Below are 19763 nucleotides of genomic sequence, written 5' to 3' on the forward strand. Positions count from 1 at the left end.
GAACCTAGACCATGCCATCAAACCACGCCAAGGCGAGCCCCAGGGCAAACCTCCGGACACGCTGGACCGCCTGGCCGGAGAGTGTGTCATTGTAAGTTGACACTTAAATATATATGCCCCTATCGTTGCTCCATGGATCTGGTTCTTCATGCCCTGGCCGAACAGCGACGGCGCGACATTCTGACGCTGGTCTGGCACGACGAAATGACCGCTGGCGACATAGCCGCGCACTTCGACGTCTCCCGCCCCGCCGTGTCGCAGCATCTGGCCATCCTGCGTGATGCGGAATTGGTGGCTGTGCGCCCGCTGGGCACGCGGCGGTTTTATCGCGCGCGACCGGAAACCATCGCCGCCGTCCGCGACTATCTGGATGCCTTCTGGGACAACAGCCTGGAGCGGCTCAAGCGCGCCGTCGAAGGCACTGCACATGGCAACGGTTGATGACTGATCCGACAATCATTGAAAAGGAAATCTGGATCGACGCCGCCCCGGCCGAGATCTTCGATTACCTGGTGGACCCGCAGAAGCTGCGGTTGTGGTGCTGCGTCGAGGCCCAGGTGGATGCCCGCGTCGGCGGCGCCTACCGCTTCAACATTACCGGCGCCAACATAGCCAGCGGTACGTTCCGGGAAATCAGCCGGCCCCACCGCGTGGTCTACACGTGGGGATGGGAAGGTAGTGAAAGCGTACCGGTGGGCTCCAGTACAGTGGAAATTACACTGGCAGAGGTGGCCGGACGTACGCGCCTGCACTTCATCCACCGTGGTCTGTCAGAAGACGCGGCGGCCTTGCACGAGAAAGGCTGGTCCCACTACTACGGGCGCCTGGCCCTGGCGGCGACGGGCGCCGATGCCGGCCCGGACAGCAACGCGGTGCCGGCGGGCGAACGCAAGTCACTCTGACCCGCCAGACAGCAACGGCCCCGGAATCAGAACGGCCCCGGTTGAAACCGGGGCCGTTTGGCATTGCCGGTGTAGCTGATTGGCAAAACTAGGCGCCGGCACTCTCCAGGTGTAGGCCGATACCTGCGTCCTTCTTGGTCTGAATCGCGATCTCCAGCCCCGCATCCGCCTGACGGGCCACGCCGATACCGGTGTCGCCGTCCAGCACCCGCTTCAGCTTGGCCGCCGCTTCCTCGCTGCCATCGGCGATCGTCGTCACGCCGGCCGACTGGTTGAGACGGAAAATACGGTGAATGGCCACCACATCGGCGCCGTTGGAGCAATTCAACAAGGCATTGAGAATCGGCCAGTCGGCAATGGCGTCACTACCGTCGGGCATCTTCTCGGTCTCGCGCATGGGCGCGGAAACGGACCCGGAATCCAGATGGTCACGGGTAAAGGCAATGGGCCCCTTGAGACGACCGGACTTCACCGCTTCATTGACCAGCAGGCCAAGCTTTGACCGCTCGCCATGACCCAGCCAGCCGATACGCGCCGGCAGGCCCGTGAAGTGAACATGCTCCCCGGCCATCTTGATCCACTGCACGACCGGATGGTTGGCCGAGAAGTTCTCCTTGATGATCTCGTCCACCTCGCGGATGTCCTGCTCGTCGCCGGAGGCAGCAACCCAGCGGAACGGGCCGATGCCACGGCAGAACAATGGCCGGATGAACATTTCCACAAAGCCGCGCACCTCGAACGAGGTGGCGGACCCGGCCTCCTTCGCATATTCCCGCAGGTGATTGCCATACTCAAAGGCGATGGCGCCGCGCCGCTGGAACTCGACGATGGCTTCCATGTGAACCCGGATCGACTGAAGGGCCAGCGCCTTGATCTTCTCCGGATCCTTCTCGCGCATGGCGATGGTTTCCTTGACGCTGAGTCCGGCCGGGAAATAGGCGAGGTAGGGCTCAGCCGACACCTGGTCGGTGACGATGTCCGGCTGCCAGTTGCGTTCCAGCAGCTTGGGATAGATTTCCGCGGCATTACCCACCAGACCAACGCTCATGCCTTGCTTGTTGGCTTTGGCCGTCTCGATCAGCTTCAGTGCCTCTTCCAGGTCTTCCACCACCTGGTCGCAATAGCCGGTGTCGATGCGCTTCTGGATACGATCCTTCTGCACATCCAGAACCAGGGTCGCGGCGCCGGCCATCTTGCCGGCCAGCGGCTGGGCGCCACCCATGCCCCCGGAACCGGCGGTCAGTACCACCCGTCCGCGCAGGTCGCCGCCATAATGTTCGCGCGCCGCGGTCATGAAGGTCTCATAAGTGCCCTGCAGGATGCCCTGACTGCCAATGTACTGCCAGGCGGCGGCGGTCATGCCCGGCAACGCGGTCAGGCCCTTCTTTTCCAGTTCGATGACGTCCTTGGGTGTGCCCCAGTTCCCCACCACATTGCCATTGGCCATGATCACCAGCGGCGCCAGTTCATGGGTCTGCATAATGCCGATGGCCTTGCCCGACTGGATAATCAGGGTTTCTCCGACCTCCAGTGTCTTGAGCGAGGCGACGATGTCGTCGAACGCCTCCCAGTTGCGGGCGGCCTTGTGACGGCTGCCATAGATCACCAGGTCTTCCGGCTTCTCGCCGTTCTCAAGGTTGTTTTCCAGCATCCGCAGGATGGTCTCCTGCCGCCAGCCTTTGCAGCGCAGCGTGGTGCCGCGTTCGGCCTTGATGCGGACGTCGCGGTGACGAGTGTCGGTCATCCTTGTGCTCTCCCTGCCCTGGGTCATGGCGGCCCGCCACAGCAGGCTGTGGCACGGCCAGACCGGCAAACCTATGCGGTGCCGCCAGTATTGTTGATCTGCCGCTACTATCGCCCAGCCGCCAAAGCGGAGTCCATGGACCCCGTCTGAGGCCCGCCATCGGCGCCGCGCCCGCCACCGGCCAGGCGCTTGCCGCGGCGGCGGGCCGACGCCATATTGCCACACAGACGGTCAGTGAACCGGACCGTCCAGCACCGTCCGGCAGAGCGCCGCCGGCCACCGCCGACCGTGGGCCCATGACCAGCACACCCAGCGCCAGGGAGATTCCGTTCGCCGACCCGCTGGCGGCCATGGCCGCCTTCGCCGACGATCCGTGGGTCGCCTTCCTTGACAGCGCCGCGCCCGCGCCGCGTCAGGCGCGATACAGCTTCATTGCCGCCGATCCGTTCCTGACCATGACGGCAAAAGACGGCCGCCTGACCCTGGGCGATCAGTCGTTCTCCGGCGACCCGTTCCTGGTCTTGCGTGAGGTTCTGCAGCGTCACGCCATGGATCGCCTGGCGGACGGCCCGCCGTTCCAGGGCGGCGCTGTCGGCTATTTTGCCTATGAGCTGGGCCACCATCTGGAGCGCCTGCCGCGACCCAATCGCGACGACATGCAATTCCCCGATATGGCGATCGGCTTTTATGACACGGTGCTGGCCTTCGACATGATCGCCCGGCGCGCCTGGATTGTGTCGACGGGCCTGCCCGAACCCGCGGGGCCAGCGCGGCAGACACGTGCAATAGAGCGCAGCGCCAGCCTGGCCCGGCGGCTGGAAAGCGTGCGCGGCCTGCCGCGCCTGCCGCGCCTCGCCCGGCCCGTCGCCTGGCGCAGCAACTTCACCCGCCCCGCCTATGAACGGATGGTTGCCCGCATCATCGAATACATTCGTGCCGGCGACATTTTCCAGGCCAATTTTACTCAGCGCTTTCTGGCCGACATGCCGGCCGGGCATACGCCATTCGATCTATATCGCCGTCTGCGCGCCGTAAACCCGGCACCCTTCGCTGCCTTCCTCGCCTGCGGCGATACCCACCTCGCCTCCGCCTCGCCGGAACGGTTTCTCCGCCTCGCCGACGGCCAGGTAGAGACGCGGCCGATCAAAGGTACGCGGCCGCGCGGCGCCTCGCCTGCCGCCGACGCGGCCGAGGCCAGCGCCCTGCTGACCAGTGAAAAAGACCGGGCGGAAAACGTCATGATCGTCGATCTGCTGCGCAATGACCTGTCACGGGTCTGTCAGCCCGGCAGCGTGACAACGCCGGAAATCTGCACGCTGGAAAGCTTCGCAACCGTGCATCATCTGGTGTCCACGGTGCAGGGCGCTCTGGCCGCCGACAGCGATGCAGTGGACCTGTTGCGCGCCACCTTCCCCGGCGGCTCCATTACAGGCGCCCCCAAGATCCGGGCCATGGAGATTATTGCTGAGCTGGAGCCGGTTGCCCGCGGGCCCTATTGCGGCAGTATCGGCTATGTGGGCTTTGACGGCAGCCTCGACACCAGCATTACCATCCGCACCATGGCCATACGCGACGGCCGAGTGGCCGTGCAGGCCGGCGGCGGTATCGTCGCCGATTCCGACCCGGCGGCGGAATATGCCGAGTCCCTGGCCAAGGCACGTGCCTTGCTCGATTGCCTCAGTCCGGTTCGCGCAGCCTCATGATTCTGGTCATCGACAACTATGATTCCTTTGTGCACAACCTGGCGCGGTATGTGCGCGAGCTGGGCCACGCCTGCCATGTGATGCGCAATGACGCCATGACCCTGGGCGGCATCGCCGAGCTGGCGCCAAGCCATATCATCCTGTCGCCCGGCCCCTGTGCCCCGGACCAGGCCGGCCTGTCGGTACCCATCGTCAAACGGTTTGGCCGCCGCGTCCCCATTCTTGGCATCTGTCTCGGCCACCAGTGCATCGCCCAGGCCTATGGCGGGCGCATCGTCCGCGCCAGCGAGCCGGTGCACGGCAAGACATCAGCCGTGCGGCACGATGGTCGCGGCGTATTCCGCGACCTGCCATCGCCATTCCTCGCCACCCGCTACCACTCCCTGGTGGTCGCCCCGGACAGCCTGCCGCGCAGCCTGCTGGCGACGGCGTGGACCCACGACGAGGTGATCATGGGCCTGGCCCACAAGTCCCATCCGGTGGTCGGTCTGCAGTTCCATCCCGAAGCGGTGCTGACCGAACATGGCCACGCCCTGATCGCCAATTTCCTGGCCCTGGCCCAGGAGACGCCACAAGACCGGCGACAGGCGGCCTGAACCATGGCGCAGGTCTGGCTCAATGACGGACTTGTTGCAGCCGATACGGCGTGCATCAGCCCGGCCGACCGCGGCCTGCTGCTGGGCGACGGCCTGTTCGAAACGCTTCTGGTCCGTGACGGACGCATAGCCTTTGCCGCGCGCCATCTGGACCGGCTGGCCCGCGGTGCCGCAACGCTGCGCATTCCCTTGCCGCCCCGCGCCAGCCTGGAGCAGGCCCTGCGCGCCACTGTAGCCGCCAACGCGCCAACCGGCGGCGCGGCCCTGCGCCTGACCGTCACGCGCGGACCCGGCGGACGCGGCCTTGCCGTGCCCGACACGACGGTGCCGACGCTGCTGGTCACCTGTGCCCCGCTGGCGGCTGGCGGCGAGCCGGCCCACCTGGCCATCTCGGACTATCGCCGCAACGAAACGTCGCCCCTTTCCGCTATCAAGAGCCTGTCCTATCTGGATGCGGTCCTGGCCCGGGCCGAGGCGCTGGACGCTGGCTGTGATGATGCAGTGCTGCGTAATGCGGCGGGCAATCTGGTTTGCGCCAGCGCCGCCAACCTGTTCGCCGTGATTCGAGGCACCCTTGTGACCCCGCCCCTCAGTGACGGGCCGCTGCCGGGCACCGTGCGCGCTGTGGTTCTGGAGCGGGCGACCATTGCCGGAATCGCCGTCAACGAGGCCACATTGGCCCTGGCCGCGCTCGACGGCGCCGAGGAGGTGTTCCTGACCAACAGCCTGATAGGGCTGCGCCCGGTTCATTCAGTGGAGGGACAGGTAGTCGGTGCGTCGTGCCCCGGCCCGATCACCCGGCAGCTCATGACCCTTTATGAGCAGGAACTGGACCGCTCCCTCAGCTAGCGTCGGCCGCCACCGCCAGCATCATGCTGAGATGGGCCAGAGGCGGCGGTTTGCCGCCCTCCCACCGCTCGCGCATCTCATTGAACGCCGCCTGGGCCACCAGCTCGCCGCGCGCGCCTTTCGGCGGTTTGTCCAGACCCCACCAGTTCGCCAGGCCGCGCGCCACGTCCTCGGTCAGCAGAAAAGTGTCGCGCCCCACCATGCGGAGAAAGCGCGGGCCCGAATGGCCGCCGAGCTGACTGAACTCCTTGCGCAAAACCCGCCACAGGCCGGTCGTGTCCGTGATCGGCCAGGCCGCCAGCCAGGCGCCGAAACTACCCGCCTCCTGTGCCACCCGCAGCATGGCGGCGGCATTGTCACGGACCGAGCGGATCTTGCCCCAGTGACGAATGATCCGGGATTCGCCCATCAGGCCCTCCAGGGCCTCATCGTCCATGGCCACCACCCGCCGCGGCTCGAACCCGAGAAACACCTCCTCGAAGGCCGGCCAACGGTCGTCCACCATGCTGTGACGCAGGCCGGCGCGAAATACCCGGCGCGCCATGTCCGACAAATATCGATCATCGGCCATGCGGCGCAGAGCGGCGGCCGAACGGACTGTCGGCAGCCGCATCTTGAGCGCCTCTTCGCCGCCGGCGCACAGAACCGCCGCACGCCGCAACGCCATACCATCGAACCTACCGGCCATGACGAGACAGTCTAGACTGGCGAGACGACTGGCAATAGATGGTCAAGTCTCTATCGTCATCGTCGGCGGTTCGCCGACGCCGCGTCGGTGACCTGTCACTGGACGCCAGCAGGGCCAGCAAGGAACCAACACATGAGATTGCGCAACCGAACCGCGATCGTCACGGGTGCCGCTTCCGGTATCGGTCGCGCCATCGCCATTGCCTTCGCCCGTGAAGGCGCGAAGGTGACCGTCGCCGATATGCTGGACCTGCCAAAGGAAGGCGGTGATCCGACGGCCGACGTAATCCGCCGGGCCGGCGGCGCAGCCCTGACTGTGCGCACGGATATCGGCAAGGAGTCCGATATCGCGCGCATGGTGGCGAATACGGTGACGGAGTGGGGGCGCCTGGACGTCATGGTCAACTGCGCCGCCACCTGGAACAGCCAGCCCCTGATGGGCGAGTCGGCGGAAAGCTGGGACCGGGTCATGGCGGTCAATGTGCGTGGTTATATGCTTTGCTGCCAGCACGCCATACGGCAGATGCTGACCCAGGCGCCGTTGGGCGACGCGCGCGGCCGCATAGTCAACATCAACTCCCAGCACGGCATTGTTTGCGCACCGAACGATCTGGCCTATGGCACCAGCAAGGCAGCCGGCATCTACATGACCAAACAGATCGCGGTCGACTATGCCAAGGACCGGATCATCTGCAACGGTATCAATCCCGGCCGCATCGTCACCGGCAAGGGTGGCGTGTCACAAAGCCTGGACGGCATCGCTGCCGCCCGGCTGGCAACGCCGATGCCCCGTTTCGGCAGACCGTCCGACATCGCCAGCGCAGCCGTCTTTCTGGCCAGCGAAGAGGCCGGATACATGACCGGCACCCATATCAATGTGGATGGCGGCTGGCTGGCCTCCTGAGGCTGGCCAGGGATGGCTATGCATTGACCGAACCTACCCTAACGGGTAGGTTTCACCTCCCCCGAATCAGGCCGGGTCTTGACCCGCCGCACGGTTGCGATACACCCATGGCCATCGGCTGGAAAACGCGGCTTGACCGACAACGGCTCCGGCTGTTGCGCAGCCCGATTTCTCTGACTCACCCGGATTCGACACCTGATCGAGGATCACAATGCCCGACAGCACTCTGAAGCCCCAGGACAGCGGCCTGGGCTGGACCGGCCGCCATGAAGACCCGAAATGGGAGCGTGAGCGCTGGGATGGCGTCCAGCGCGACTATTCCATGGCGGATGTTGAAAAACTGCGCGGCAGCCTGCGTATCGAACACACGCTGGCCGATCTCGGCTCGCGTCGCCTGTGGAACCTTCTGCGCACGGAACCCTACGTCAATACCCTTGGCGCGCTCACCGGCATGCAGGCCATGCAGCAGGTCAAGGCCGGCCTTAAGGCCATCTATCTTAGCGGCTGGCAGGTAGCGGCGGACGCCAACAATGCCGGCCAGATGTATCCCGACCAGAGCCTCTATCCGGCGAGCAGCGTTCCCGACGTGGTTCGTCGCATCAACCGGACGCTCAAGCGAGCCGACGAGATTCAGCATCTGGAGCATCTGAACGGTCAGGGCAAGGGCGAAAAGACCCATTGGTTCGCCCCCATCGTCGCCGACGCCGAAGCCGGGTTCGGCGGCGCCTTGAATGCCTTTGAGCTGATGAAGGCGATGATCGAGGCCGGCGCTTCCGGTGTCCATTTCGAAGACCAGCTCGCTTCAGAAAAGAAGTGCGGCCACATGGGCGGCAAGGTTCTGGTGCCAACGCGCCAGCATGTCCGCACCCTGCTGTCGGCCCGTCTCGCGGCTGACGTCATGGGCGTCCCGACCTTGGTCCTGGCGCGCACCGATGCGGAAAGCGCCAAGCTGGTGATGAGCGACGTGGATGAATATGACCGCCCGTTCCTGACTGGCGAACGGACCAAGGAAGGCTTCTTCCGGGTCAAGAACGGCACTGAAGCCGGCATCGCCCGCGGCCTGGCCTATGCGCCCTATGCCGACCTTATCTGGTGCGAGACCTCGAAGCCCGACCTGGCCCAGGCCCGGCAGTTCGCGGAAGGCATTCACAAGCAGTTTCCCGGCAAGATGCTGGCCTATAACTGCTCGCCGTCCTTCAACTGGAAAGCCAATCTGGATGATGCGGACATCGCCCGCTTCCAGCGGGAGATCGGTGCCATGGGCTACAAGTTCCAGTTCATCACCCTGGCCGGCTTCCATTCTCTCAACTACGGCATGTACATGCTGGCCAAAGGCTATCGCGAGCGCGGCATGGCGGCCTATTCGGAGCTGCAGCAGGCCGAATTCGCCTCAGAGTCGGAGGGCTATTCCGCCACCCGCCACCAGCGCGAAGTGGGCACCGGCTACTTCGATACGGTGTCAGAGACGGTGAGCGGTGGTGAATCCAGCACCACCGCTCTGGCCGACTCCACAGAGGCTCATCAGTTTTAGACGCGCCGCGCCTGCATGTGAAAAGCCCGGCCGTTCATTGGCCGGGCTTTTTCATGTGCGCACGATCAGGCCCCGCCTATAAGGAGTCGAGCGGGATCTTCAGATAGGAGACGCCGTTGGATTCCGCCGGCGGCCGGTTGCCAGCGCGGATATTCACCTGAATCGACGGCAGCAGCAGACGGGGCATGGACAGCGTCCTGTCCCGTTCGATGCGCATGGCGGCAAACCCGTCTTCACTGATCCCGGCGCCGAAGTGGATGTTGTGGGCCTTCTCCTGGGCCACTGTCGTCTCCCACACATATTCATCGCGGCCCGGCGCCTTGTAGTCGTGGCACATGAACAGACGGGTATCGTCGGGCAGTGCCAGGATGCGCTGAATGGACCGGTAGAGCGTACGTGCGTCGCCGCCGGGAAAATCCACCCGGGCCGAGCCATAGTCCGGCATGAACATGGTGTCGCCGACAAAGGCCGCATCGCCAACCACATAACATATGCAGGCCGGCGTGTGGCCGGGGGTTTCCATGACGCGAACGGTCAGGCTACCGACAGAGAATGTCTCGCCATCCGCGAAAAGATCGTCGAACTGACTGCCGTCGGTCTTCAGGTCGCCGGTCAGATTGAAGATGCCGCTCCACGTCTTCTGCACGCTGCGAATGTTGGCGCCGATACCGATCCGGCCGCCAAGAACGCTCTTGAGATACGGCGCGCTGGTCAGATGGTCGGCATGGGCATGGGTTTCCAGAATACGCTGCACAGCCAGCTCTTCCGCCCTTACATACGCCACCAGCCGGTCCGCCGCGGCCGTGCTTGTGCGGCCCGACGCCGCGTCATAGTCCAGCACCGGGTCAATGATGACCGCCTCGCCGCTTGCGGAATCAGACACAACATAGGAAACGGTATTGGTGTCCTCGTCGAAGAACCCGGCGACCCTGGGCCGCAGCACGTTGTGCGTGCTGTTTTCACTATCCGCCATACCGGACTAGTCCCCCTGGACTTCCGCAGGAAGCGTATCGTCGCCGTGCGACTTGACCTCGCCCCGCTGTTTCTGATTGTGCGACTTCAACTCCCGCCGGGCCGCGTTGAACGCATCGCGCACCGCCACATACACGTCCTCATGGGCCGGGCTTTTCCCCACATGTGCGCCGGCGACAATATCCTGCCCCGGGACGCCGACCGTCAGGTGAACCTTATAGTGGTTCCCCTTGCTGTGGTTGCGATGTGGCGCCTCGATCACCACGCGGCAGTGTTCGATCCGCTCATAGAATTTCGCGAGCCATTCCATCTTTTCGTTGACCCGATCAACAACTGCTTGCGAACGGTCCATATTGCGAAACGTGATCTCCAGGGGAATGGCCATGCCTGATCCTCGTTTGTCCGTTGATGGAATGTCTTAGGACTGCGACTGCAGATCGGACTCCAGATGCTCCGTCAGCTCCTTAATGGGAAGATTGGTCAGATCCTTGGCAATTTCCGACTCTACCGTCGCCTGCACTGTCTTATCCATGGCCCGACGCAGGATGCCAAGCGCGCGCGGTGCGGCCACCAGGACCAGCGCATCGAAGGCGCCACGGTCGAGAGCCTGCTTCAGATAGTCCGCCAGATAGCGGACGAAGCGGTCTTCCTCCACGGTCTTTGGATCGCTTGGCGGCTCCATGGCGTGCGGTTGCCCGCGCGAGCGGTCAAAGGCGCGGCCCGGCCGATCACTCAGGATGTCCTGATTGCTCAGGTGTCGCGCCTCACTGACGAAGGCATCGTCAATGACCGGGCGAATCCTGGGCAGGCGCACATCACTGCAGAACAGCCGCGCCTTGCCGCCATCCGCCACCAGAATCCAAGTCAGTATCTTCCTGGTCATCGGACCTCCTGGTTTCCACCCGTTTCTTGTGCGCTGGTTTTGTGACCAGCGCCTTGATTCAGATCAGGCTTCAGCCACACTGGCCGCGGTATTCTGCAGCGGCCCGACACGGAAGCGATGATCGCCATCGCGCGCAATCTGCGCCACCAGCCCCACCTCCCACACCAGATAGTCACGCATGCGCTGGGCAATTTCGTCCGGGTGATGGTAAGGCTTCAGGGCCACGTCCCGCGCCTCGCTGGCCATGCGCTCGGGACCGCTGGCCAGCGCCCCGCCGGCCGCCACCCAACCGCGCGTTCCGCCCTCCAGAGTGAGCACCGACTTACGGGTCAACTGGCGCAGTGACTCCGCCGCCAGCCTGGCCAGAACATTGTCCGGCGAGGTCAGCACATAGACATCGGTTCCCGGCATGCGGGTCACCGCTTCATCCAGTTCCGCGCGGATGGCGAACCAGGCGCCAGGAATATGCCCCTTGATATAGTCCTGGCTGGTCGCCAGATCGATCACCAGAGCCTCATCGCGGTCGATCATGGCGCGCAGTTCCTCAACCCGCAGCGGCGGCCGCGGGTCAAGCTGCAAACCGGCCAGGTTGGGTTTCCATGCACCACGAGTCAGAGTGCGGCCGACGATGCCGCCTTCCAGAACAAAGACCTCTTCCCAGCCCATCTGCAACAACCACGATGCCGTCATGGTCGCCCGCACACCGGTATCATCCACCAGCACAACGCGGGCGCCGAGGGTGGCGATCCAACGCTCGGTCTCCTGCACCAGTTGCCCACCCGGCGCCGACGCCGCACCGGGCAGATGGCCGGCCTCATACTCCGCCGGACTGCGCACATCGAGCACATAGAGACTGTGGTCGGCCGATTCCCGCCGCAGGCGATCAAGCCCGGCAAGAGAGAGCGACCGCACGCCGTAGCGCCGGGCCACCTCCGCCGCACACGCCTGGGCCCTGGCCAGGCCTTCCGCACTGGGGTCCGGCGCCATGACGTCGCGACCATGGTCCAGGTCAAACCCCGCCAGGGTCCAGCCCATGGTGCCATCTTTAAGGGCAAAAACCGGATTGGGAATGCCAGCATTGATCAGCGACTGGGCACCGATAATCGATCGCGTTCGCCCGGCGCAATTGACTACCACCGGAACACTCGGGTCCGGCGCCATATCATGGACGCGATAGGCCAGCTCCGCACCCGGCGCATCCACGCCGCCTGGAATCGACATGTTGCGGAACTCTTCAATCGGCCGGCTATCCAGCACCACCAGTGGCTTGCCGGAATCCATCATGGCCTTCAGGTCGCCCGCTTCGATATGCGGCGTGCCACATTGCTGCTCCACCACCTCGCCGAAAGCCTTGGACGGTACATGGACGCCGGAAAACAGCTCATAGCCCGCCGCCTGCCAGGCGGGTACGCCGCCATCCAAAACCGCAAGGTCGGAATAGCCCATGGCGTCGAGAACGTCGGCCGCCCGCTCCGCCAGCCCATTGCCATCGTCCAACAGCACCAGCGGCGTGGCGCGACGGGGCACAAGGTCGCGAATGAGGATCTCCAGCCGGCTCAGCGGAGCAAAGGCCGCATAGAACGGCTTGGCCGCGTGGTGAGCCGCCTCCTCGCGCACATCAAGGATGGCCAGCTCCCCTGGCTGGCGCAGCCGGGCCTTCAGCTCGGCGGGAGAGATTGAACGGCGGGCCATCAGCGCTGCACGGCCCCCAGAGCGACGACCTGACTGTCGTCCAGATTGCCGGCGCCGAACTTCCACGTTGTGCCCTTTTCCATATCGAAGGCGACCCGCTCATCCAGCAGGTCGAGAGCACGACCATACATGTGCAGCATCAACGTCGGCGCTTCGCCTTCCAGGTGAATGCTGTGCACCGTATCGGGCATCAAAGAGACCGCATCGCCGTGGGCGACGGTAATTCGTTCGGTCTTCTCGATCTGCCCCTTGCCGGGTACGGACCCGTCGTCCAGCCGGCGGTAGAACTGATTGTGTTCGCGCCCCTTCAGCCCGGCAATGACCGCCCAGGTGGTGTGGTCATGGGGCGGCGTTTCCTTGCCTTCGCGACCGACCGACATATACAGGGTGAATCGGCCGTCGTCGTCGCGCGACAGGGTGTAGAGCTTGCTGGTCCCGCCGGCGCCCAGGGGGAAGTCCGCGGCCGGGAACAACCGCGCATCGGCTGTCAGATCAATCATCACCTGCTTGATGCGGTCAAGCGCGGCCCAGGACACGCCATCCTCGCTCTCGATGCGACGGATACGCTCTATGGCGGCGGCGATGCTGGCCTGGCGTCGCCTGGCCACGTCTTCCCGGTCGGCGAAGGTTGGTTCGGCGGTGGACATGGCGGGCTCCCTGTTGGACGGCGGCGGCGCTGACGTGGCTCGGCCCCAGTATGCCCCGCCCACCGCCCGCTGACCAAGGCCCGCTGACTTGGACCCGCTGACTTGGGCCCGCTGGCTCATGCGCAGATGCCGGCCGGCATGTTGGGCCTGTGCGGCGGCACTGGCATTGGACGCCCGGTTTGGTGAAGCTGTGACGGCGCGTTTGTCGGTGTCACGCCAGACCTGTCGGAAATGCCATGCCTCCAGTGCCCTCAGCGCCTCTAGCGCCATCACAGACACCCTTTCCGGCCGTGCCCGCCTGCATCGCGGAACTGGCGGACGGGCAGCGCGCCGAATACGCCCTGTCCGCCTATATTGGTGGCGACGGAGCGCCGCTCACGGTGCCGGTGCAGGTCATCGCCGGCCACGGCCCCTCACCCGTTACCCTGCTGATCGCCGGCGTGCACGGCGACGAGCCCGAAGGTCCGCTGGCCCTGCATCACCTGTGGCGCACGCTGGATCCGGCTAGGGTGCGTGGCCGGCTCGTCCTGGTGCCAGTTGCGCATCCACCGGCCTTTCTCGCCAATCAGCGGTTGAGCCCGCTGGACGGCAAGGATATGAACCGCAGCTTTCCCGGTGACCCGGCGGGCAGTCCTACCCAGCGCATCGCCCACGCGCTGTGGCACCAGGTGGTGAGCCAGGCACAGTTTGTCTTTTCCATGCATAGCTGGAGCCGCCACGGCGAGACCTTGCCCTATGTGGAGGTGCCCGGCGCCGGCGCGCCGACCGCGGCGACCTGCTGGTCCATGGCGGACGGCGCCGGCTTTGCCCGCGTACGCCTGGTGGACTGGCCGGCGGGTCTGCTGGTGAAGTGCGCCAACGGCGCGGGAATTCCGGCCATCGAGGCGGAGATTGGCGGCGGTGGTGTCAGCCAGGCAGGGTTCCAGACCCTCTATCGGGCACGGCTGGCCGGGCTGCTCCATCACCTGGAAATGATCGCCGCCGCCCCGCCGCCGAGAGAAGGTCCGGCCGCCGCCTTTACCGCCCGCCATATCCCGGCGCCGGCCGGCGGGCTGCTGGATTGCGCTGTGGAACTGGGCGATCCGGTCAGTGCCGGCCAGACCCTGGCCACTCTCCGGCAACCCAACGGCGCGCCCATCACCACCATCACCGCACCGCTGGCCGGGACGGTTGCGGTGCGCTGGCGCTGGGCCACCGTGCAGCCGGGCGATATAGCCTTTACCCTGTTTCAGCCGGCAACAGCGCCGGTCAGCCAGCCGACGGAGTAAGCCATGGTCATGCCTATCGACCTGCGCAGCGATACGGTGACGGAACCGGGGCCGGCCATGCGCCGGGCCATGGCCGAGGCCGAGGTGGGGGATGATTACTACCGCGACGATCCGACCGTCGCCCGCCTGGAGGCGGTGGCGGCGGAACGTCTGGGCGCCGAGGCGGCCATGCTGCTGTTCAGCGCGACCCAGGCCAATCTGGTGGCGCTGATGGCCCACACCCGGCGCGGCGATTCGGTGATCCTGGACGAGACCTGTCACATTCAGAACCATGAGGGCGGACACCTGGGCCCGGTGTGCGGCCTGACGGCGCGCCTGGTCCGCAGCGACCGCGGCATCATCGCAGCCGACAGCCTGGCCCGCGTCTTCCAGCGCAGCGGCGAGGTCCTGTATGCGCCCACCTCCCTGTTGTGTCTGGAGAACACCCACAATGCCGCCGGTGGTGTGGCGGTGCCACCGGCAGCACTGGCGGCGCTGCGGGCGGAAGCCGACCGGTTGGGCCTGGCCGTCCATGTGGACGGCGCGCGCATCTTCAATGCGGCAGTGGCCCTTGGCGTGACCCCGGACGAGCTGTTCCGTCATACGGATTCCCTGACCATCTGCCTGACCAAGGGGCTGACCTGTCCGGTCGGCGCCTTGCTGGTGGGTGGCCGCGACTTCATCGCCGCCGCCCGCCGCTGGCGTCAGATGGTCGGCGGCGGTATGCGCCAGGCGGGCGTGTTCGCCGCCGCCGGGCTCTACGCGCTGGACAATATGGTGGCACGACTGGCCGACGACCATGCCGCGGCCCGCCGCCTCCATCACCGCCTCGCGGCCCTTGGCTTTGGCGTCGAGGCCGAGCCGCCGGCAACCAACATGGTCTATTGCCGCCTGCCGCAACGGGTCAGCGACGGCACGGCCTTTACGGTGGCTTTGGCGGCCGCTGGCGTCCGGGTCAATCCGCCGGGTGGCGGACGGTTGCGTTTTGTCACCCATGCCCCCCTGACCCCGGCCCATATGGACCAGGCGGCGGAGATCATCGGCCGCGTACTGGACGAAACGGCCAAGGCCGCCTGACTCTCATGCCCGAAACCCACGACCCGACACGCCATCCGGGTTTTCGCCGCTACTGGGCCGAGATGTCGGCCAGGACTTTTTCCGAACTGGATTGCAGCAGGCTGGTGGCCCTGCTGCCCGTGGGCGCGGTAGAACAGCACGGCCCGCACCTGCCGGTGGGCGTGGATACCTTCCTCAACGACGGCATAGTCAGCCACATGGTCGGGCGGCTGGCGCCGCAGTCGCCGCTGGTGGTGCTGCCGACCCTGCCCATTGGCAAGAGCGACGAACACCTGGCCTTCGCCGGCACACTGACCCTGGATAGCGAGACCTTGCGCCAGGTATGGACCGCCATCGGCGAAGGCGTGGCGCGGACCGGGGTGCGCCGCCTCATCCTGTTCAACAGTCACGGCGGTCAGCCGCAGGTGGCGGAAATCGTTGCCCGCGACTTGCGGGTGCGCTTCGGCATGCTGGTGGTGGTGGCCAGCACCTACGGCCTGCGCCAGTCCACCGGTGAAATGTTCGGCCAGGCAGAGCGCGACCACGGCATCCATGGCGGCGCGGTGGAAACCAGCATGATGCTGCATCTGCAGCCGGACCAGGTGGACACGGCGCACGTCCAGGACTTCACCTCCGCCGCGGCGGCCCTGGCCGCGAGCAACCGGCATCTGCGGTTCGAAGGGCGCGTTTCCGTGGGCTGGATGGCACAGGACCTGAATCCGTTGGGCGCCATGGGTGACGCCCGCCTGGCCGATGGCGAAAAGGGCCGCCGGCTGATCGACGAGACGGCCCGGGCCTTGGCCGAGCTGGTGGACGAAACCGCCCGCTTTCCCCTAGAAATGCTGCGCAACAAGGCCGCCTGGCCGGTTGCCGACACAGACTAGGGAAGAGCATGCTCCAAGCCCGCCAGCCGATCCTTCGGCGTTTCTGGTACCCGGTCATCCCGCTCGACCAGTTGAACGGGGGTCCGCGCGCCTTCACTCTGCTGAACACTCCCCTGGTCTTGTGGCTGACCGGCGACGGCAAGCCGGTCGCCATGCGCGACCGCTGCTGCCATCGCTCGGCCCGCCTGTCCGGCGGCTGGATAGAGGACGGTCATATTGTCTGCCCTTACCATGGCTGGACCTATGGCGCTGACGGTGTGCTGGTGCGTATCCCCCAGATCGCGGAAAGCGGCCGCAACGAGACCATCCGTGTGCCGTCCTATCGCGCCGCCGCCCGCTACGGCTATGTCTGGGTGGCGCTGGACGACCCGCTGACGGACATTCCCGACCTGCCGGAAGCGGAGGCCGCAGGCTACCGCCTGATTCAGGAGTTCTATGAGCCATGGCGCTGCTCTGCCCTGCGCCTTATGGAAAACTCGTTTGACGGGGCTCATCTGAGCTATGTTCACAAGTCCAGCTTCGGCGATATCAAGAATCCGAAACCGGCCGACTTTACGGTGGAAGAGTTCGACGGCGGCTTTCATCTGCGTTCCGAAAGCCAGGTGCGCAATCCTGAGCTCGGCAAGAAGACGACCGGCTCGGCCGAAGATGTCACCACCCGCCGGCGCCACCAGACCTGGTTCATGCCGTTCTGCCGCAAGTTCAAGATCACCTATCCCAACGGGCTGGAGCAGATCATCTTCACCGCCGCCACGCCGATCGACGACGAGTCCATCCAGGTCTGTCAGTTCGTCGTCCGCAACGACACGGAAGCGGAGGTCAGGGCGGCCGATGTCATCGCCTATGACCGGCAGATCACCGGTGAGGACCGGGTCGTCCTCGAAGGCACCGACGGCGATGCGCCGCTGGACATCGCCCGCGGCGGTGAGTTCCACATGCCGTCGGACAAGCCTGGCCTGCTGATGCGCCAGCACCTGTCCCGCCTGCTGGCCGCGCATGGCGAATCCGAAGTCCGCCGCCGGACCGAGGCCGCCTGACCCATGCCTCCCATGATCGCGCCGACTGGCAAGGTCCGTGACCCCGCTCTCACACGCCGTCATGTTCTGGCGGCGGCCATCGCCGTGCCACTTCTCGCCGCCTGTGGCTTTCAGCCACTCTATGGTGCGCGTGGCGGCGTCCCGGTGGCGCAGCAGATGGCAACCATCAAGATATCGGTGATCGGCGACCGGGCTGGCCAGCAGCTACGCAACTTCCTTCTCGATCGCATCAACCCGAGAGGCGAGCCGCCGCGGCCACTCTATCGCCTTGACGTCTCGTTCGGTGTGACCGAACAAGCCCTGGCCATCCGCAAGGACGAAACCACGACGCGCTCCAACCTGCTGCTGGCGGCCCGTTTCCGCCTGTATGGCAGCCAGGGCGCAGAGCCGCTGTTCGAAGACACTGTGTCGATTGCCGTCAGCTATGACGAGGTGGAGTCGGAGTTCGCCAGCCGTGCCGCCGCCCTGCAAGCGCTGGAGACCGGCAGCCAGGATGTTGCCGACGAAATCACTACCCGGCTTGCGGCCTTTTTCGCCGGTCTAGGGTGATGACCATCCCGCCGAGGGCCGAAGCGGCATCGGCCGACCGCCGATCGAACCATGGCCGCTGGCTGATTCTGGCGAAGCTGTTGGTCAGCGGAGCAATTCTCGCTCTGGTCCTGTCGCGTATCGACCTGGCAGCGGCGGTCGGCCGCATCACTGGCGCCAACCCCGCCTGGCTTGCGGTCGCGCTCGCCGCTCTAGCCTTGCAGATCGTCACCAGCAGCCTGCGCTGGCAGCGTGTCTTGCTTGGCCTGGAGGAGAGTCCGCGATTCGCCATGTGCGTCCAGTTGACCTGGCTTGGCCAGTTCTTCAATCAGGGCTTTCCGTCGGTCGTGGCGGGCGATGCCGCGCGCATCTGGTACATGCGACCGCACGTCGGCTCGCTCGGCCGGCTCCTTACCAGCGTCGTCCTCGACCGCCTGACCGGCTTCCTCGCCATCGCCCTACTAATTGTCGCCGCCCTGCCGTGGCTCATCGCCCTGTTGCCGCCGGGCGCCGCCGCACCGGCCCTGATCGTCGCGACAGCCGGGGTCGTCGTCGCGCTGGCGGCGCTGTGGCTGCTGTCCGGCGCCTATCTGGAGGCCTATATCCGATGGCCGCGCCTGGTCACGCTTCATCGCCACCTGCAGAGCGCCCGTCACGTTCTGGCGCAGCCTGCCGGGCTCCTCATTGTCGTGCTGGCCTTGCTGGTTCAGGCCCTGTCGGTGCTTGCCGTGGCGGCGCTGGCGCTGGCGCTGGAGGTGCCACTCACCCTGGGCCAGGCCTTCATGTTCGTCCCCGTGGTCATGTTGCTGGCCATGCTGCCGGTGTCGATCGCCGGCTGGGGGGTGCGCGAAGGCGCCATGGTGGTGGCGCTGGGCATGGCCGGCATCGCCGCCACGGAGTCCGCCGCCCTGGCAATTCTGCTGGGCCTGCTGATGGCCCTGATCGCGCTGCCCGGCGGATTGATCCTTCTGCGCGTACGGCGCGGACGGTCCGCCCGGAGCGACGCCGCCGATGGCTGACATGATGCAGCGCGTCGCCGCCGAACTGCCGGCAATCGCCCGCCACGCTGGTGACCTGATCCTGGAGATCCAGCGGCAGGGCGCGCAGGCAGAGACCAAGAGCGACGGCTCGCCGGTCACCCGCGCCGATCGCGAAGCCGAGGCCCTGATTGACGAGAGCCTGGCGGCCCTTTCCACCGGCTGGCCGGTCATCGGCGAGGAAGCCAGCGCCGCCGGCGCCGCGCCACGCGACGTTCAAGGGGCCTTCTTTCTGGTAGACCCGCTAGACGGCACCAGAGAGTTCGTCGCCGGGCGCGATGAATTCACCGTCAACATCGCCCTGGTGGTGGACGGCCTGCCGCGACTGGGTGCGGTGCATCAGCCGACCAGCGGCCGCACCTGGTGGAGCGACGCTGCGGGCGCCGCCTGGCGCGCCGACCGGAACGAACCGCCGCAGCTCATTTGCGTCGCCACGCCGGATACCGCCGGCCTGCGGGTGGTGGCCAGCCGCTCGCACCGGCACACCCGCATGGATCAGCTTCTGGCGCTGCTCAGGGTTCGTCAGGTCCTGCACTACGGCTCTTCTCTCAAACTGGTCGCCGTAGCGGACGGCAGCGCCGATCTCTATCCCCGGCTCACGCCCACTATGGCGTGGGATATTGCCGCCGGCCATGCGGTGCTGCAGGCGGCCGGCGGTGATGTCACCTGCTGGGACGGCCAGCCGCTGACCTACCATCCGGCGCGGCTGCGCAACCCGCCCTTCATCGCTTGCGGCGCGGTTGACGGCAGCGACAGGCTGGCGGCCTACGGACTGGATCAGAGCTTCCGGGCGCTGGCCGGCGACATGGGATCGTCCTAGTGCGGCATATGACGCGCGCCGCAAGCCAAACTGCATCAGGATAG

The 19763-nt window shown here is 65.9% G+C and carries 21 protein-coding genes; 14 read left to right on the forward strand and 7 right to left on the reverse strand.

Annotated elements, in window-relative coordinates; genetic code table 11:
• Nucleotides 1–132: 132 nt before the first annotated feature.
• Both RIE31_11065 and RIE31_11070 read left to right on the forward strand, forming a co-directional pair.
• Nucleotides 133–441 carry a metalloregulator ArsR/SmtB family transcription factor gene (locus RIE31_11065; GenBank protein ID MEQ8641122.1) on the forward strand — a complete coding sequence of 103 codons (309 nt, stop codon included), beginning with the start codon at nt 133–135 and terminating at the stop codon, nt 439–441.
• Nucleotides 441–902: an SRPBCC domain-containing protein gene (locus tag RIE31_11070; protein MEQ8641123.1), complete on the forward strand. Its 462-nt coding sequence runs from the start codon at nt 441–443 to the stop codon at nt 900–902. Before RIE31_11065 ends, RIE31_11070 begins: the two co-directional genes overlap by 1 nt.
• 88 nt (nt 903–990) lie before the next feature.
• On the opposite strand, the gene RIE31_11075 is transcribed toward RIE31_11070, so the two are convergent.
• Nucleotides 991–2646, reverse strand: coding sequence for a urocanate hydratase (locus RIE31_11075; protein ID MEQ8641124.1), 1656 nt, complete (start codon nt 2644–2646; stop codon nt 991–993).
• 296 nt (nt 2647–2942) lie between these two features.
• Between RIE31_11075 and pabB the strand changes: the two genes are divergently transcribed.
• From pabB to RIE31_11090, 3 genes are read left to right on the forward strand one after another with little or no spacing between them, the layout of a single operon-like run.
• A complete protein-coding gene (gene pabB, locus RIE31_11080) occupies nt 2943–4349 on the forward strand; it encodes an aminodeoxychorismate synthase component I (protein MEQ8641125.1) in 1407 nt (468 codons plus the stop codon).
• Entirely contained in the window at nt 4346–4945 is a 600-nt protein-coding gene (locus tag RIE31_11085) for an aminodeoxychorismate/anthranilate synthase component II (GenBank protein MEQ8641126.1), read from the forward strand. The genes pabB and RIE31_11085 overlap by 4 nt, the downstream gene beginning before the upstream one ends.
• A gap of 3 nt (nt 4946–4948) precedes the next feature.
• On the forward strand, nt 4949–5794 hold the full coding sequence (locus RIE31_11090) for an aminodeoxychorismate lyase (GenBank protein ID MEQ8641127.1): 846 nt from the start codon (nt 4949–4951) through the stop codon (nt 5792–5794).
• On the opposite strand, the gene RIE31_11095 is transcribed toward RIE31_11090, so the two are convergent.
• On the reverse strand, nt 5787–6461 hold the full coding sequence (locus RIE31_11095; GenBank protein ID MEQ8641128.1) for a DNA-3-methyladenine glycosylase I: 675 nt from the start codon (nt 6459–6461) through the stop codon (nt 5787–5789). The two genes, RIE31_11090 and RIE31_11095, sit on opposite strands and share 8 nt — an antisense overlap.
• A gap of 153 nt (nt 6462–6614) precedes the next feature.
• On the opposite strand from RIE31_11095, the gene RIE31_11100 reads away from it, so the two are divergent.
• Together RIE31_11100 and aceA are read left to right on the forward strand one after the other, a co-directional pair.
• Nucleotides 6615–7385, forward strand: coding sequence for an SDR family oxidoreductase (locus tag RIE31_11100; protein ID MEQ8641129.1), 771 nt, complete (start codon nt 6615–6617; stop codon nt 7383–7385).
• 211 nt (nt 7386–7596) lie between these two features.
• Nucleotides 7597–8916, forward strand: coding sequence for an isocitrate lyase (aceA, locus tag RIE31_11105; GenBank protein MEQ8641130.1), 1320 nt, complete (start codon nt 7597–7599; stop codon nt 8914–8916).
• A 76-nt stretch (nt 8917–8992) separates the two neighbouring features.
• Here the strand turns inward: aceA and RIE31_11110 are convergent, their stop codons facing one another.
• From RIE31_11110 to RIE31_11130, 5 genes are all read right to left on the reverse strand, one after another.
• Nucleotides 8993–9889: an MBL fold metallo-hydrolase gene (locus RIE31_11110; protein MEQ8641131.1), complete on the reverse strand. Its 897-nt coding sequence runs from the start codon at nt 9887–9889 to the stop codon at nt 8993–8995.
• Nucleotides 9890–9895: 6 nt separating this feature from the next.
• A complete protein-coding gene (locus tag RIE31_11115) occupies nt 9896–10273 on the reverse strand; it encodes an HPF/RaiA family ribosome-associated protein (protein MEQ8641132.1) in 378 nt (125 codons plus the stop codon).
• A 33-nt stretch (nt 10274–10306) separates the two neighbouring features.
• Nucleotides 10307–10771 carry a host attachment protein gene (locus RIE31_11120; GenBank protein MEQ8641133.1) on the reverse strand — a complete coding sequence of 155 codons (465 nt, stop codon included), beginning with the start codon at nt 10769–10771 and terminating at the stop codon, nt 10307–10309.
• A gap of 63 nt (nt 10772–10834) precedes the next feature.
• A complete protein-coding gene (locus tag RIE31_11125; GenBank protein MEQ8641134.1) occupies nt 10835–12463 on the reverse strand; it encodes a rhodanese-like domain-containing protein in 1629 nt (542 codons plus the stop codon).
• Nucleotides 12463–13110 (reverse strand): cysteine dioxygenase family protein, encoded by a 648-nt coding sequence (locus tag RIE31_11130; GenBank protein ID MEQ8641135.1) that lies wholly within the window; start codon nt 13108–13110, stop codon nt 12463–12465. Before RIE31_11130 ends, RIE31_11125 begins: the two co-directional genes overlap by 1 nt.
• 236 nt (nt 13111–13346) lie before the next feature.
• On the opposite strand from RIE31_11130, the gene RIE31_11135 reads away from it, so the two are divergent.
• The 7 genes from RIE31_11135 to cysQ are packed head-to-tail and all read left to right on the forward strand — an operon-like array spanning nt 13347 to nt 19719.
• A complete protein-coding gene (locus tag RIE31_11135; protein MEQ8641136.1) occupies nt 13347–14378 on the forward strand; it encodes a succinylglutamate desuccinylase/aspartoacylase family protein in 1032 nt (343 codons plus the stop codon).
• Between the two features lie 3 nt (nt 14379–14381).
• The gene (locus tag RIE31_11140; GenBank protein ID MEQ8641137.1) at nt 14382–15434 is read left to right on the forward strand and encodes a GntG family PLP-dependent aldolase; all 1053 of its coding nucleotides are present in this window, start codon (nt 14382–14384) and stop codon (nt 15432–15434) included.
• A 5-nt stretch (nt 15435–15439) separates the two neighbouring features.
• Complete coding sequence (locus tag RIE31_11145) at nt 15440–16297, forward strand: creatininase family protein (protein MEQ8641138.1); 858 nt, start codon at nt 15440–15442, stop codon at nt 16295–16297.
• Between the two features lie 8 nt (nt 16298–16305).
• Nucleotides 16306–17334 carry an aromatic ring-hydroxylating dioxygenase subunit alpha gene (locus RIE31_11150; protein MEQ8641139.1) on the forward strand — a complete coding sequence of 343 codons (1029 nt, stop codon included), beginning with the start codon at nt 16306–16308 and terminating at the stop codon, nt 17332–17334.
• 12 nt (nt 17335–17346) lie between these two features.
• The gene (gene lptE, locus RIE31_11155) at nt 17347–17883 is read left to right on the forward strand and encodes an LPS assembly lipoprotein LptE (GenBank protein ID MEQ8641140.1); all 537 of its coding nucleotides are present in this window, start codon (nt 17347–17349) and stop codon (nt 17881–17883) included.
• Nucleotides 17883–18881 carry a lysylphosphatidylglycerol synthase transmembrane domain-containing protein gene (locus tag RIE31_11160; GenBank protein ID MEQ8641141.1) on the forward strand — a complete coding sequence of 333 codons (999 nt, stop codon included), beginning with the start codon at nt 17883–17885 and terminating at the stop codon, nt 18879–18881. Before lptE ends, RIE31_11160 begins: the two co-directional genes overlap by 1 nt.
• Entirely contained in the window at nt 18874–19719 is an 846-nt protein-coding gene (cysQ, locus tag RIE31_11165; GenBank protein MEQ8641142.1) for a 3'(2'),5'-bisphosphate nucleotidase CysQ, read from the forward strand. Before RIE31_11160 ends, cysQ begins: the two co-directional genes overlap by 8 nt.
• Nucleotides 19720–19763 lie beyond the last annotated feature (44 nt).

The organism is Alphaproteobacteria bacterium (assembly GCA_040218575.1).
Lineage (GTDB): Bacteria > Pseudomonadota > Alphaproteobacteria > JAVJRE01 > JAVJRE01 > JAVJRE01.

Coding starts and splice junctions, on each gene's coding strand:
- RIE31_11070 (MEQ8641123.1), top strand. CDS start 441: ATGACTGATCCGACAATCATTGAAAAGGAAATCTGGATCGACGCCGCC.
- RIE31_11090 (MEQ8641127.1), top strand. CDS start 4,949: ATGGCGCAGGTCTGGCTCAATGACGGACTTGTTGCAGCCGATACGGCG.
- RIE31_11100 (MEQ8641129.1), top strand. CDS start 6,615: ATGAGATTGCGCAACCGAACCGCGATCGTCACGGGTGCCGCTTCCGGT.
- pabB (MEQ8641125.1), top strand. CDS start 2,943: ATGACCAGCACACCCAGCGCCAGGGAGATTCCGTTCGCCGACCCGCTG.
- RIE31_11140 (MEQ8641137.1), top strand. CDS start 14,382: ATGGTCATGCCTATCGACCTGCGCAGCGATACGGTGACGGAACCGGGG.
- RIE31_11120 (MEQ8641133.1), bottom strand. CDS start 10,771: ATGACCAGGAAGATACTGACTTGGATTCTGGTGGCGGATGGCGGCAAG.
- RIE31_11135 (MEQ8641136.1), top strand. CDS start 13,347: ATGCCTCCAGTGCCCTCAGCGCCTCTAGCGCCATCACAGACACCCTTT.
- lptE (MEQ8641140.1), top strand. CDS start 17,347: ATGATCGCGCCGACTGGCAAGGTCCGTGACCCCGCTCTCACACGCCGT.
- RIE31_11125 (MEQ8641134.1), bottom strand. CDS start 12,463: ATGGCCCGCCGTTCAATCTCTCCCGCCGAGCTGAAGGCCCGGCTGCGC.
- aceA (MEQ8641130.1), top strand. CDS start 7,597: ATGCCCGACAGCACTCTGAAGCCCCAGGACAGCGGCCTGGGCTGGACC.
- RIE31_11150 (MEQ8641139.1), top strand. CDS start 16,306: ATGCTCCAAGCCCGCCAGCCGATCCTTCGGCGTTTCTGGTACCCGGTC.
- RIE31_11145 (MEQ8641138.1), top strand. CDS start 15,440: ATGCCCGAAACCCACGACCCGACACGCCATCCGGGTTTTCGCCGCTAC.
- RIE31_11130 (MEQ8641135.1), bottom strand. CDS start 13,110: ATGTCCACCGCCGAACCAACCTTCGCCGACCGGGAAGACGTGGCCAGG.
- RIE31_11115 (MEQ8641132.1), bottom strand. CDS start 10,273: ATGGCCATTCCCCTGGAGATCACGTTTCGCAATATGGACCGTTCGCAA.
- RIE31_11110 (MEQ8641131.1), bottom strand. CDS start 9,889: ATGGCGGATAGTGAAAACAGCACGCACAACGTGCTGCGGCCCAGGGTC.
- RIE31_11075 (MEQ8641124.1), bottom strand. CDS start 2,646: ATGACCGACACTCGTCACCGCGACGTCCGCATCAAGGCCGAACGCGGC.
- RIE31_11095 (MEQ8641128.1), bottom strand. CDS start 6,461: ATGGCGTTGCGGCGTGCGGCGGTTCTGTGCGCCGGCGGCGAAGAGGCG.
- RIE31_11085 (MEQ8641126.1), top strand. CDS start 4,346: ATGATTCTGGTCATCGACAACTATGATTCCTTTGTGCACAACCTGGCG.
- RIE31_11160 (MEQ8641141.1), top strand. CDS start 17,883: ATGACCATCCCGCCGAGGGCCGAAGCGGCATCGGCCGACCGCCGATCG.
- RIE31_11065 (MEQ8641122.1), top strand. CDS start 133: ATGGATCTGGTTCTTCATGCCCTGGCCGAACAGCGACGGCGCGACATT.
- cysQ (MEQ8641142.1), top strand. CDS start 18,874: ATGGCTGACATGATGCAGCGCGTCGCCGCCGAACTGCCGGCAATCGCC.